This is a genomic window from Pseudomonas sp. Au-Pse12, assembly GCF_021341665.1.
Taxonomy (GTDB): Bacteria; Pseudomonadota; Gammaproteobacteria; order Pseudomonadales; family Pseudomonadaceae; genus Aquipseudomonas.
In genome coordinates this window covers 271,519-285,011 of sequence record NZ_JAJTTH010000007.1, presented here as the reverse complement: position 1 = coordinate 285,011, position 13,493 = coordinate 271,519, and the positions used below count along the sequence as shown (strand labels likewise).

The 13,493-nt window shown below is 63.6% G+C and carries 10 protein-coding genes; 1 reads left to right on the top strand and 9 read right to left on the bottom strand.

Features of this window, described 5'->3' with window-relative positions:
• Positions 1-128: 128 nt before the first annotated feature.
• From LXM55_RS21465 to pvdM, 6 genes are all read right to left on the bottom strand, one after another.
• Positions 129-2,561, bottom strand: coding sequence for a TonB-dependent siderophore receptor (locus LXM55_RS21465; protein ID WP_233322223.1), 2,433 nt, complete (start codon positions 2,559-2,561; stop codon positions 129-131).
• Between the two features lie 157 nt (positions 2,562-2,718).
• Positions 2,719-4,374 carry a cyclic peptide export ABC transporter gene (locus tag LXM55_RS21460; RefSeq protein ID WP_233322222.1) on the bottom strand — a complete coding sequence of 552 codons (1,656 nt, stop codon included), beginning with the start codon at positions 4,372-4,374 and terminating at the stop codon, positions 2,719-2,721.
• Between the two features lie 328 nt (positions 4,375-4,702).
• Positions 4,703-5,722, bottom strand: a complete 1,020-nt coding sequence (locus LXM55_RS21455) for a GNAT family N-acetyltransferase (protein WP_233322221.1) — start codon at positions 5,720-5,722, stop codon at positions 4,703-4,705.
• A 32-nt stretch (positions 5,723-5,754) separates the two neighbouring features.
• Positions 5,755-6,645 (bottom strand): dihydropyoverdine dehydrogenase, encoded by an 891-nt coding sequence (pvdO, locus tag LXM55_RS21450; RefSeq protein ID WP_233322220.1) that lies wholly within the window; start codon positions 6,643-6,645, stop codon positions 5,755-5,757.
• A gap of 47 nt (positions 6,646-6,692) precedes the next feature.
• Positions 6,693-7,979: a pyoverdine-tailoring periplasmic protein PvdN gene (gene pvdN, locus LXM55_RS21445; RefSeq protein ID WP_233322219.1), complete on the bottom strand. Its 1,287-nt coding sequence runs from the start codon at positions 7,977-7,979 to the stop codon at positions 6,693-6,695.
• Positions 7,980-8,012: 33 nt separating this feature from the next.
• Positions 8,013-9,362 carry a pyoverdine-tailoring dipeptidase-like protein PvdM gene (gene pvdM / locus LXM55_RS21440; RefSeq protein WP_233322218.1) on the bottom strand — a complete coding sequence of 450 codons (1,350 nt, stop codon included), beginning with the start codon at positions 9,360-9,362 and terminating at the stop codon, positions 8,013-8,015.
• A gap of 173 nt (positions 9,363-9,535) precedes the next feature.
• On the opposite strand from pvdM, the gene pvdP reads away from it, so the two are divergent.
• Positions 9,536-11,164: a pyoverdine maturation tyrosinase PvdP gene (gene pvdP / locus LXM55_RS21435; protein WP_233322217.1), complete on the top strand. Its 1,629-nt coding sequence runs from the start codon at positions 9,536-9,538 to the stop codon at positions 11,162-11,164.
• A 52-nt stretch (positions 11,165-11,216) separates the two neighbouring features.
• Here pvdP and LXM55_RS21430 read toward each other — a convergent pair whose 3' ends face one another.
• From LXM55_RS21430 to LXM55_RS21420, 3 genes are all read right to left on the bottom strand, one after another.
• Positions 11,217-11,654 (bottom strand): SMI1/KNR4 family protein, encoded by a 438-nt coding sequence (locus LXM55_RS21430; RefSeq protein ID WP_233322216.1) that lies wholly within the window; start codon positions 11,652-11,654, stop codon positions 11,217-11,219.
• 28 nt (positions 11,655-11,682) lie between these two features.
• A complete protein-coding gene (locus LXM55_RS21425; RefSeq protein ID WP_233322215.1) occupies positions 11,683-11,982 on the bottom strand; it encodes a DUF3349 domain-containing protein in 300 nt (99 codons plus the stop codon).
• 117 nt (positions 11,983-12,099) lie between these two features.
• Complete coding sequence (locus LXM55_RS21420; protein ID WP_233322214.1) at positions 12,100-13,491, bottom strand: efflux transporter outer membrane subunit; 1,392 nt, start codon at positions 13,489-13,491, stop codon at positions 12,100-12,102.
• Positions 13,492-13,493: the final 2 nt, after the last annotated feature.

Sequence of the window (13,493 nt, the reverse complement as noted above, 5' to 3'; positions counted from 1 at the left end):
TTGCACCGGTGTCTCCCCTCCCATGAACATCCAACGCCAAAGAGAGAGGGCGAACGCTCAAGTGGCGCGCAAAAAAAATCCCCGCGCCGGGCTGACCGGAGCGGGGAAGGGGTCAGCTCGGAGTGGAATCAGAAGCTGTATTTGACGTTGAACATGACGTTGCGCGGGTCGCCGTAGTAGATCGAGTTGTAAGTGCCGATACCGCTGTAGTAGGTCCGATCGAAGACGTTGTTCAGGTTGACCGTGGCCTTGAGGTTCTGGTTGAAGTCATAGCTGCTCATCAGGCCCACCACGGCGTAGCTGGCACGGGTGAATTTGTGGCTGGGCAGCTGGTTGTAGGCGGCATCGACGAAGCTGTTATCGACGAAGGAAGTCGAGCTCTGCCATTGCATGTTGCCGCCCACGGTGACTTTGTTCAGTTCGGCAGGCAGGCGATAGGTGGTGGCCACCTTGAACAGGTGCTGTGGCTGGGTGGTGGCCACGCGCTTGTTCTTGGCGTCGTAGGACTCCTGGTAGACGTAGCCGGCATTGACGTTCCAGTCCGGCAGCACTTCACCGGCCATTTCCAGTTCGATGCCGTTGGTGGTGGCGCCCTTGATCGCGCGCATGGCCTCGAAGCCGTCAACGCCCATCACGCCAGTATTCTCGCCAAGGTTGTCCTGCTTGAGCTGGAACAGCGCCAGGCTGGCGTTCAGGCGACGGTCGAAGTACTCACCCTTGATCCCCACTTCGTAGCTCTGCCCGGTCAGCGGCTCCAGGGACTTGCCGCTGACATCCAGGCTGTAGGGCTGCGGCTTGAAGATGTCGGTGTAGCTGGCATAGACCGTGTGGTAGTCGTCCAGGTCATAGGTGACGCCGGCATAGGGAATGACTTCCCCGGAGTTGGTGGTGGAGATGCGCGGCAGTTGACGCAGGGCGTTGACCCGATCGATCTGCCAGTCGTAGTCGGTGACCCGGGCGCCAAGTATGAAGTTCAGGGCGTCGGTGGGCTTGAGGATCACCGCCGCGTAGGAGACTTTCTGGGTGCTCTTGATGTCGAAGGTCGACCACCACGCCCAGTCGGTCGGGTAGGGCATGCTGTTGTTCCAGTTCAGCACGTCGTCGATGACTTTGGTGGTGCTGCCGTCAATACGCTTGGAACGGGTGGTGGCATGGGAATAGTTGTAGCCAAGCACCAGTTCATGGGTGCGCCCAAACAGTGAGAACGGGCCCTTGGCATAGGCATCGAAGGACTTCTCGTCGCTGTCGGAGCCGAAGTTGGCCACGCCGCCCGGTGGCAGGTAGCCATAGTCCTGGCTGTTGTCCAGATTGACGTGCTCGCTGGACATGCCGGCGATGATTTCCCGCGAGGTGTACTTGCGCGTATTGACCGTCGCCTTGAAGGTCCAGTCGTTGTCGAACTGGTGATCGAGGCCGACAAAGGCGTGCTGGGTTTCCTGGTTGCGGTAGGCGAATTTGTCCGCCGGGTTGGTCGAACGGGAAAACTTGATCCGATTACCGTTCTTGTAGAACACCGGCAAGCTGGTGTTGGTCGTGGCGTCGTTGTTGTTCTTCTGGTAGTCGTAGCCGACGCTGAGGGTGGTGGAATCGCTCAGGTCGCCTTCGAGAATGCCGTAGAAGACATTCTGCTCACCTTTCTGATAGTCGATGAAGCTGTTGCGCTTGCCGGTCCCGGCGACCATCCGCCCGCGTATTGCACCGCCTTCCACCAGCGGGCCGGAGACGTCCACTTCGCTGGTGTAGCGGTCCCAGGAGCCGGCGCCGGCCGCGACGTGGCCCTGGAAGTCCCGGGTTGGACGCTTGCGCACCATGTTGATCACCCCGGACGGATAGCCGATGCCGTTGACCAGGCCGGTGGCGCCCTTGAGCACTTCGATGCGGTCGTAGATCAGGGTGTTGCCGATGCTGTAGTTGTCGCGGATGTTGCCGCCGTCGGTGCCCAGGCTGGGAACGCCGTCGTACTGGAAGTTCTGGATTTCAAAGCCCCGCGAGTAATACACATAGCCTTCGGAGCTCTCGCGGTTGACCGTGATCCCGGGGGTCTGCTGCATGACGTGGGCCAGTTCGGTCAACCCTTGGTCATCCATCTGCTGGCGGGTGATGACGCTCACCGACTGCGGCGTTTCACGCAGGGACAGGTCCAGGCGAGTGGCCGAGTTGCTTTGCCCGGTGGTGTAGGAACCGGTTCCCTCAGTGGTGCTCCCCAGCCCCTGAGTGGAAATGTTCATGGTCCCCAATTGCATGGCCCCGCCGCTTTGCCCCAGGGTCACCGTGTTGCCTTGGCGCTGGTAGGTCACCCCGGTTCCCTGCAGCAGTTGCCCCAGGGCCTGATCGGGTTGCAAGGAACCCTTGATCGCCGTGCTGCGCTTGCCCTGGACGCTGTCCTGGTTGTAGAGCACTTGCAGGTCGGCTTGCTGGCCGAACATCTGCAGGGCGCTGCCCAGGGACTGTGCGGGAATATCGAAGTTGGCTTGCTGGGCTTGTACCTGGGCGGCGCAAGGCAGTGCCAATACGGCCCCCAGCAGGTACGGACGCAAGCTTGGCCGCAGCGCATGACGCATGAGCAGGGCTTTTTTAAGGGGGGTGAGTCCAAGAGGTGCTGGCATGTTCATTTGCTCTTATTAAGCGGCAATGGGAATTCGTTCTAAATGTGAATGTTTCTCAAACTTGTTATGAGACGTTCGGCTTCCCGAAAACCGGAAAGCCGATACGTAAAAATCAAGCCGGTTCTAGTTCACAGCTGACCTTGCCCGCCTCCATGCGCACCAACTGGTCGGCAATGTCGAAATAACGGTCGTCGTGGGAGATGACGATGATGGTCTTGCCCATGCGTTTGAGGTCCGGCAGCAACTCGGTGTAGAAAATGCGCCGGAAGGTCGGGTCCTGGTCGGCGGCCCATTCGTCGAACACCAGCACCGGGCGTTCCTCGATCCAGGCGTTGACCAGCGCCAGTCGCTTGCGTTGCCCGGTGGACAGGTCGGTGGTGGTGAAGGCCCCGTCGCGGATGCTCACCTTGTGCCCGATTTCCAGGCGCCGCAGGTACTGTTCGGCGTCTTCGGGCAGTTGTTCGCCACCCTGGACCAGGTCATCGAACAGGTAGTAGTCGGCGAAGATGGTGGTGAACAGTTGCCGGTAGTCATCGCGGGTCTGGGCGGTGACGGCGCTGCCGTTGAGGCGGATCTCGCCTTCCTGGGGCCGGTACAGGCCCAGCAGCAGCTTGATCAGGGTGGTTTTGCCGCAGCCGTTCTCACCGACGATGAAGACGATGTCGCCCTGGTTGATCCGCAGGTTCACCGGACCCAGGGCAAAGGGCGCACTGCCTTCCACGGCAGGGAAGGCGTAGCGCACATCGTGCAACTCCAGGCTGTGCACCACCTGGGGTTGGCTCGCGGTCTCACTGAGCAGCAGGTGGGGTTCGGGTGAGGAGAAGCGCTCGGACAGCTCGGCGATCCGGCGGAAGGCCACCTGCGCGCGACTGACAATCGGCAGGTTGCCGATCAGCAGCTCCAGGGGGCCCTTCATGTACAGCAGCACCAGGACGAAACCGCTCATCACTGCGCGGTCGTTGTTGGGCCAGAAGGACTGCAAGGCCAGGGCCAGGCCGATGACCACGAAAAACAGCATGGAGCCGAAGGTCTTGGCGACGATGAAAATGTTCACCGACTCGATCTGTTTGTTACAGATGTGCTCGGCGCTGTGCTTGATTCGCTGGTTGAACATGCGGTTGCGTCGCGGCCGGTGGATGCGCAGTTCCTTGGCGCCGTCGGCAATGGCGTTGTAGTGCTTCTGCAGGTTGTCCTCTTCGTCCCGGGCGTCCATGAACCCCTTGATGCCCTTGGTCTGCGCGACAAACTGCACGCTGCAGCCAATCACGATGGCCACCAGCATCAGCAGGAACATCGGCCATGAGAGCAGGGCCAGGTAACCCAGGCAGCCCAGGGTCACGGTCAGGGAAATGGCCAGTGGCGCGAAGGCGAAGGCGAAGTCGCTGATGGTGTCGATGTCGTGGGTCAGTACCGGGATCAGGCGATGGCTGCGATAGCGTTCGATCTGCTCGATGGGCGCGCTGAGGACTTTTTCCCCCAGGTCTTTGCGCAGCTTGCTGATGATGTGCTGGCCGACGTAGTTGCTGCCGATGTCCGACAGAATCGAACACAGCAGCGCCAGCAGGCACAGCCCGGCGAAGCTCAGGACCACGCCGCGGCTGAGGCCGTCGGCGCCGTTCAGGGCCTGGTTGATGGTCGCCAGCAGGACGGTGATGCTCAGGCCGCCGATGATGCCCAGCACGATCGATACGGCCACGGTGGGCCAGAAAGGTTTGAGCAGGCCCAGCAGGTCACGGATGGCGCTGCGGCTACGCGGAGGGCTGTTCATGATGACTCCTGGTTCAAGCACGGATAAGGGCGGGTGAGAGGCGGTTTGCGTTGGGGCGTGGGGGCCGGGGTGCAGCCGTCGGGTTCATCTGGTGCGTTTCCTCTGGAATAGATCGAAATACGGGCAATGGTCCGGGGTGCACAGCGCTGCGCGGCGTGCAGTGCCATCCGCTTCAGTGCGGGCTTGAGGAGGCTGTCGCGCTCGGGGCGGGGCTTGATTCAAGACCGTTGCAGAGAAGACGAAGTGGCGCTGGGGGGATTTAGCGCAGGCCGTGCGTCGCGCCGTGCGCCGGTCGCTGCAGGGGGGCTGCAGCGACCGCTTGATCAGCTCACAGTGGCCGATCGAAGAAGAACTCGCGTTCCAGGCGCAGCAGGGCGGCTTTCTTGTGGGCCAACTGGATGTCTTTCAAGTGGCCGAAACCCTGGGACTTGAGGAAGTCGATCTGCCGGTCATGGTCGATGCGTGGCTCGCCGAGGATGCGCTGGGTGCGTGGATCGTCCAGGAACATGTAGTGCATCAGCGAATTGAACCAGCCCTTGAGCTTGCCGATGCCCTGGTGCTTGTTCTCGCCCACGACCACGTGCCAGCCGCGGTCATGGTCGTGCACATCGTAGTAAGGGGCGATGCGGTCTTCCTTGCACCAGTAGACTTCGAAGTAGGCGAAGGGCTCGTCGTCGTAGCAGCCGATCAGCGGGTGGACGCGCGGGTCGGCGAGCATGTCCTGCAGGTAGGCGGCGTGCTCGTCGAGGCTTCCTGCCTGCTCCCAGAAGAACGCAACGTGCTCCAGGTTCATCCAGCGATTGAAGGCTTGCAGGTCGCAATCCGGGTCGATGGTGCGCAGGCTGAACTCGGTGTTCAGCCCCGGCAGACGACGGCGGTAGACCTCGCCCTGGGGCAGCGGCGGGCGTTGTGGGTGACGTTTTTCGCCGCTGAACTGGTAGAAGGGCGCGGTGTGGACGCTGGCCGGAGCGCTGAGCCAGGGCAGTGGGTGCTGCCAGAAGGTGCTGCGCCGGCACTGCAGTTCCACCTGGTGGGCATCGGCGGAGAGCAAGGTGTCAAAGACCCCTTGGCGGATGGCCGACACCGCAAAGTCGCGGCTGGCACGCAGGCGTACGCGCACCTGGGCGGACTTTTTCTTGTAGCAGAAATGCCCGCCCAGCAAGGCCAGCAGTGCGCTGGCGGGGTAGTTGGGCGCAACCTCGCCGGTGATCTCGATCAGTTCGCCGTCGCTGCGAAAGGTCAGCGCCGCGAAGCCCTCGGTATGCAGGCTGCCCTGGTTCTCTTCGGCCTCATGCACGCTGGCGGTGGAACCGTCGTTCAGCGACAGGGTAAACAAAGCTGCTTTCATGGTGTGTCTCCGTCAGGCGATGTAGGGGAGGGTCAAAGGTCGCGGGCAACCCGGAACCCCAGCCAGTCGCCGCGATCAGTGGGGTAGATGTTGTTGCGGTTGCCTGAGCGGGAAAAAATCGGTGCTTCGGTCCAATCGTTGCCCCGCATCTGCAGGACGCTGCAGTTGGGCTCGGTCCAGGCGCTGCCATCGGTGGGGGCGCCGACATAGCTGTCGTGCCAGCAATCGGGGGTGAACTCGTAGACATTGCCGTGCATGTCATAGACGCCGAAGGCGTTGGGGGGGAAGGAACCGGCGGGCGAAGTGAAGCTGAAGCCATCTTCCGGTCCGTAGGTGTTGGCGTGTTTGGCGATGCTGTACTCCTTGCCCTCGTCGAAAGGGAAAGGGAAGGGGCCGGTGCTGCCGGCGCGGGCCGCGTATTCGCGCATGGCTTCGCTGACGATGAAGTAATGCTGGCCGGTGCGCTTGGACAGCCAGGCGGTGTAGGCCTGGGCTTCGTTGAAGTCCATGCACACCGCCGGTTGGCGCGGGCCGACGTCGTAGCGGGGTTTGCCGGCCTTGCATTCGCGGCCGGGGCGGGTGTCGCCGTCGGGCATGCGGTAACCGGTTTCCCTCAGGTAGGTCGCCCATTCGCCGGCCAGTACCTGGAAGCGCCCGATGGCGAATGGCTTGGCGAAGGTCACTGGATGCATCGGACCTTCGTCCTCCTGGCGGCCGACCTCGTCAGCGGGGGTGCCCATGGTGAAGGTGCCTGCGGGCAGCACCACCATTTCCGGGCAATCCTTGCAGTCCTTGAACACTTTGCCCGGCTGGGGCGAGGCGGCGGCCTGGGCGGCGGCCGGCAGGAACAGGCTCAACAGCAGGGCCAGCGAGAGGCTGGCCAGGGGCGGGCGGTGGGCGGTGTTCAGTGAATGCTGTTTCATCGTGACTCTCTTTTTAAAAGTGACGCAGGGCGCAAGGAGGTGCGGTTTCAGATCTTTTTTCGCAGCAGGTCCATGAAGCGATCGATCTGTTGTTCGTCGTTGAGCAGGCCAGGGGCGGTACGGATCACTGGGCCGACATCCCGATCCACGGCATCGACCACCACTCGATTGGCCATCAGGTAGGCGGCGACCTTGTCGCAGTCCTGGCTCTTGACCCGGAAGAAGGTGAAGCCCGCCGACAGCTCGGGGCTCAGGGGGGTGACCAGCTCGACGTGAGGCAGCTCCTGCAGGCGTTGCTTGAGGTAGCTGTTGAGGGTGTGGATGCGCGCCTGGACCTGGGCCTTGCCCAGCTGCAAGTGCAGCTTGAAGGCCTCATCCAGGGCCCAGCGGTGTTCAAAGGCGTGGTAGCCGCCGGGGGTCATGCTGGTGCCGAAATTGTTGTCCTCGGAAAAGGTCGGCACGCTGGGGGTGACGTTCTTCAGTTCCTCGGAGCGGGCACAGATGATCCCGGTGCCGCGGGGGCCGAACATCCACTTGTGGGTGCCGGCGATGAAGAAGTCGCAGTGCATGTCGGGGAAGCTCAGGTCTTCCACGCCAAAGCCGTGGACGCCATCGACCACGTAGAGAATCTGTTGCGACTCATCACGCTGGCGGTTGAGTTCCTCCACCAGCTGGCCGATCTCGCCGATCGGCAGTTTCACGCCGCTGCCCGACTGCACCCAGGTCATGCCCAGGACCCGGGTATTGGGGCGGATGCTGCGCTTGATCGAGTCCAGGATTTCATCCTTGGACACCCGGTGCGGGTCCTTGAACAGGCTGATCTTGCGCACCTGGGTGCCTTGCTTGCGCACCCGGTATTCCAGGCTGTACTCGGTGGCGTAGTGCTCGTGCACCGTGGTCAGGATCTCCTGATCGGGCCTCACGTGAATACCGCCATAGATCATCGCCAGGCCTTCGCTGGTGCTGCCGGTGAGGGCGATCTGGCCGGGCTTGGCTTGCAGGTAGCGGCCTGCCCACTGGCGAACTTCGGCCTCGCGCTTCCAGGGTTCCTGCAGGTCCCAGTCCATGGCCAGCCCCGGGTTGCGGTCGATGTTGGCGCGATGCCGGTCGATGGCTGCCTGTACCGGCTTGGGGTGCGAGGTCACCAGGAAGTTGGAGAAGTGCAGGTAGTCCGGGGCCTGGTTGAACAGCAGGCGCAGTTGCGCCCATTTGTCGCTGGGCTTGGGGCTCGGGGTGCTGGCTTCGGGGCCGGATGCAGCCAGGGCACTGGCGCCCAGAGGCAGGCTAGCGGCGAGGATGCCGGCCTGCTTGAGAAATGTACGGCGATCAGTCATGAGCTCATTTCACTGGTTGGCAAAAGGGGAGGATCAGCGGTTGGCCACAGGCTTGGCGGACTTCTGCACCTGTTCCCAGACCCGCAGGAAGTTGCCGCCCCAGAGCTTGGCGATGTCCGCTTCGCTGTAGCCGCGCTGCAGCAGTTCGGCGGTGACGTTGCGGCCCTCGCTGACATCCTTCCAGCCGTCCAGGCCGCCACCGTCGTTGAAGTCCGAACTGATGCCGACGTGGTCGATGCCGATCTTCTTCACGGCGTAGTCGATGGCATCGCCGAAGTCCTTGAGCGTGGCCTTGGGTTCCGCTTCGACGATGCTGTACAGCTCGCCCGCGTATTCGCCAAAGCGCTGCTCGGGCCACACGGTGATGATGGCATCGCCCGGCATCAGGGCCATTTCCAGCCCGGTCAGAGGCTGCAGGTCGAAGCGCGCACGCAAGGCGTTGAGCTTGTCCCGGGTCGGTTGGCTCAGGGGGCGGATGTAGGTGGGGAAGCCGACGATCTGCACCACGCCGCCGCTGTCCTTGATCAGCTGCATTTCCTTGTCGCTGAGGTTGCGCGGGATATCCACCAGGGCCCGGGGCGCCGAGTGCGAGGCGACGAAGGGCGCGCGGCTGAGCTGGCTGACCTGCTCCAGGGCCTGGGTCGACATCTGCGAGACGTCGATGATCACCCCCAGGTCATTGAGCCGGTGCACTGCCTGCTGGCCGAGGTCGGACAGGCCGCCCAGGGCATCCGGGGTGTCGTTGAAGAACGGCAGCGGGCGCGAGGAATCGGCCCAGGCGTTGTTGCCCACGTAGCTGAAGCCGAACATGCGCATGCCGCGCGCGGCCCAGTGATCGAGCTGGTTGAGGTCGGTGCCCAGCGGGTAGGCGTTGAGCATGCTGAGGAACACCGCGAACTTGCCCTCGCCGTTGAGGCGGCGGAACTCTTCCGGGGTGTGGGCGATGGCCACCTGGTTGGGGAAGTCGCGGACCATGCCGGTGAGGATCTTGTAGCGCGCTTCCTGTTCGTTGCGCGCGGCGTCGACAAAGCCCGCCGTGGGGCGATGGGGGGCATTGGGCCCGTTCCAGATTTCCGGCCAGCCGAAGATCGTCAGGGCCGCGCCGGACAGGCGTCCGCGCCCGGCCTTGGCCAGGTCGAACTGGCCGCTGCCGTCCTTGTCGGCCTCGTTGCCGGCGCTGCCGAAATCCAGGGGCACGGTGATGTGGCTGTCGAAGGAAAGGATGCGTTCTTGCAGTTCTTCGGCCTGCTTCATCACCTTGATCGGGTAGCCGGGGTTGTCCCTGAACCCGTAGTCCCAGGCCAGGAAGCCGGCGCCGGCGCCAATCGCCAGGGCCAGCGGCAGGCCGATGTAAAGAGCCTTCTTCGAACGTGGTTTTGTCATTGCCATCTCAGTCGGGTTCGCCGTCAAGGTGCAGGCACAGGGGCCTTTGCTATCTGGGAGGAACGAGCGACGGTGGGGGAAATTTAACCGTCCCGCGCGGGCGGTAAATTTCCTTGGGCAACAAACGTCCTAGCTTGGATAAGGCCTGCATCAGGGCTGACACAGGTAGGGCAATGACGATTTCTCGACGAGGGTTCATGGCGGGCTTGGCGCTGACGGGCGCAGCCGTGCCGGCGGCGTTTTATGTGCATCGCGAGTTGACGCGTGAGGAATTCCCGATCACCCCGGGCGAAGCCACGGTGGACCTGGCGGACACCGCCGGGCAACGCTTGGCGGACCAGCTGCGGGGCGTCTGGAGCATTCGCTTCGAAGGTGCCGATGCCGGGCTCGACGGCTTGCCGCGCCAGGCGCTGGAGCTGTTCCTCGATATCGCCCAGCGCGGTCGCGGCCTGCGCGGCTACCTGGACACGGCCGAAGGCCTGCGCGGCGCGGCCGAGCCGCGTTACCGGGTTGTCGGTGACCTGGTGAGCCCACAGCCGGGTGAAATGTACTGGCGCCTGGTTCCGGTATCGGCGGTGGACGGCGCCGCCGCCTATGAATTCAGGATGAGCCTGGATGAGGTCTGGGCCGATTTCGCCAATGCCGGCAGCGGCACCCTGAGCGGCCGCGTCGAGCGCCTGGACCGGCCCCTGGCGCTGCCCGCCCAGGACAACCGCTTTGTCGCCACCAAGCAGATGTTTCCCGAAGCCCGCCAGCGCATTGGCCTGAACCCGAGGTTGCAGGCTTGGCTGGTATCGCCCGAGCACCGCCTGTTCCACCAGCTGTGGCACGCCACCCGGGACAAGTGGCACCGGCTGTCCGAGGACAAGCGCGACGCCCTGCGCGGCATTGGCTGGCAGCCCGGCCCCCGGGGCCAGGAGCGCGATGCTCGCGGCCCGAAGAAGGACCGCAATGGCTCGGGCATCGATTTCTTCTTCATGCACCGGCACATGCTCGGCACCGCGCGCTCCATGCAAGACCTGCCGTCCTGGCAGCATTTCCCCTTGCCGCAGCCGGAACTGCTGCGCGATCGCCTGGGGTTCGCCCGCTACTTCGACAACCATGACGGCGGCTCCCTGCCGCCGACCTGGCTGGCCCACGACGATGACGAGTACAGCCAGTGGGTCAGCGACATCAAGGCCGGCGAGACCTACCACAGCAACTTCCAGGTCTGGGAATCGCAATACCGCGACCCGCGCTACCTGGCGAAGCTGACCCTGGGCCAGTTCGGCTCGGAAATCGAACTGGGCCTGCACGACTGGCTGCACATGCGCTGGGCCTCGGTGCCGCGCGATCCTTCCAGCGGTGCGCCGGTGCCCATGGCCCGCGATCCGGCGGATTTTTCACCGCGCTGGTACCAGCCGGAAAACGACTTTCTCGGCGATCCTTTTTCTTCCCATGTCAGCCCGGTGTTCTGGCGTTTCCATGGCTGGATCGACGACCGCCTGGAGGACTGGTTCCGCGCTCACGAGCGTTTCCATCCCGGTGAACTCAAGCGCCTGGAAGTCAACGGCGTGCCCTGGTTCGCCCCGGGGCACTGGGTCGAGGCCGGCGACCCCTGGCTGGGGCCGCTGACCCACGGTTGCAGCACCATCCCCGGATTGCAGACCGGCAAGACCGTGGAGATGGACCCGGAAACCATGAAGCTGGCGCTGCGCATCACCTTTATCGATGACGAGAAAAAACTCGCCGATCTGCTGCGCAAGGTGCCGCGCCGGCCCTGGTATGCGCGGCATTTGAAGGTCAGGGAGCGGCTGCTGTAGCGGCGCCGGACTGATCGTGAACTTCGAGTCTGGAGGTCGTTGCTAGGGGTGTTCAGATCGAAAGGGCCACTTCGGCCAGGAAGCTGAACAGTTCTGGGTATCCGGTCTGCTGCCATGCTTGGGTTTCATGATCAAAAAAGCACACCTCTGCCAGGCATTGGTTATTTTCAATCCGGAATCCGTAGAAGTCGCCGCAGCCGTTCTCTGAAAACAACAGATGACACTTGCCAATCAGTGGGTGTTGTCGATTGATTCTGGCCAGGTTGAAATCGCTGTCTCTGTCCAGTGAGTAGACGATTCCCAAGGCAAAGTAGCCGCCCCCATGCTTCAGCAGGAACTGGCGGTACTCGACAGGAAGTCGCAGCGCCAGGTCATTTTGAGCCTCGGTGATGTCCTCCTCGGTGGCGGCGCTGTCCGCAGGGAGCTCAAACCAGATCGGATGGAGGTTCTTCTTGGCATTCAGCAGTTGTTCAAATTCACTGAAGTTCATTGTCCTGGTCTTCTTGAGGGGCGAGGCATCAGGTGTCGGCCAGTGTTTCAGACGCTCCGTGATGGTTCAGGAGCCGAGTTAGTGGTGCTATCTCCTGAGCTTTCGGTTTCTTGCTGGTCACGGCCTCGTAGATCTCGTTGAGGACCAGATCCGGGTCCTTGTGGGTGAGCTGTGAGATGACATTCGCCAGGTTTCGATCTGACAGATGTTCATATAGCGCTGCCAGAAGAGGGCGGTAATCGGTTGGGCTGACTCCGTTCGGGAATGCTCTTTTCAGCATCGACAGTACGTCTGCCCGGGAGGCGTCCAGCTCGGTTCCGATGGGCATGGTGGGGGTGTTGCTCGCGTCTGTTGGTGGTCGCACGATTCTAGGTCATCAGGGCCCCGGCCGTCGCTGCGACGATGGCCAGTGGTGATACCGCTGGCCATGCGAGCCTTTGGTGATTCATTGATTCCAGCCGCCACCCAGGGCCTTGTACAGGGCAATGCTCGATTGCAGTCGCGCCAGCCGCAGTTGCACGTGCTGATCCTGGGCGGCGTACAGGGTGCGCTGGGTATCGAGCACCGTCAGCAGGTCTTCGGCGCCGGCCTGGTAGCGGTTCTGGGCGATCTCGAAGGCCCGTTGCGCCTGGTTCAATTCCTCGCTCTGCCACTGGCGTTGCTGGTCCAGGCCGCGAATGCTGTTGAGGGCTTTTTCCACGTCGGCAAAACCATTGATGATCGCCGCGCGGTAGCTTTCCAGCAGTTCTTCTTGCCGGGCCGTGGCCTTGTCCCGTTCGGCGCTCAGGCGCCCGGCGTTGAAGATCGGCGCCACCAGCCCGGTGCCGAGGTTGTAGAAGGGGCTGCGCAGCAGGTCCGGGGCGTGGCTGGCGCCGGAGCCGAGGCTGGCGCTCAGGGTCACGCTGGGCAGCATGGCCGCACGCGCCACTTTGACGTCGGCCTGGGCCGCGGCCAGCCTGGCTTCGGCGCTAGCAATGTCCGGGCGCCGGCTCAGCAGGTCGCTGGGCACGCCGGCGTTGATGCTCGGCCATTGCAGTTGGGCGAAATCCTGGTGGCCCAGGCTGAGCGCTTGCACGGGTTGCCCGAGCAGGGCCGCGAGGCTGATCCGGGCTTCCTCGGCCTGTTGCTGCACCAGCGGCAACTGGCGTTGCTGGGCGGCGACCAGGCTGCGTTGCTGGGCCAGTTCCAGGGCCGTGGCCGAGCCTGAGTCGTAGCGGGTCTGCACCAGCTTGAGGACGTTCAGGGCGTTGTCCAGGTTCAGTCGGGCAATGCGGCTTTGTTCGTTCAGCGCCAGCGCCTGGGTGTAGCTGTTGGCGACGCCGCTGAGCAGGGTCAGCTCGACGGTGGCCCGGTCGAACTCGCTGGCCTTGACGTCCAGCAGGGCGCTGTCGCGGGCGGCGTGGCGGCCGCCCCAGAAGTCGATCTCGTAGCTGGCGCTGAGGCTGGCGTCGAAATAGTCCACGGCCTGGTTGTCGCGGGTGGCGTCCAGCTGGCTGTAGCCCTTGCCGCGCAGCAGTTTCTGCCGGTTGGCGTTGAGCCCGGCCTTGAGCTCGGGCAGCAGCGGCGCGCCGGCGATCACCGCGCTGGCCTGGGCCTGGCGCACCCGGGCCACCGCCGCGGCGAGGTCGAAGCTGCCCTCGCGGGCCTGGGCGATCAGGCGGTCCAGGTCCGCGCTGGCGAACTGGCTCCACCATTGCTGGCTGTCGGCCTGGGCAGCGGGGGAGGCGGCTGTTTGCCAGGTGGTGGGGGCTTGCAGGCCGCTGTCCGGGCGTGACGCCGGGGTGCTGCAGGCCGCCAGCAGGATGCAGGCGGCCAGAAGGGTCAAGGGTGCTTTCATCG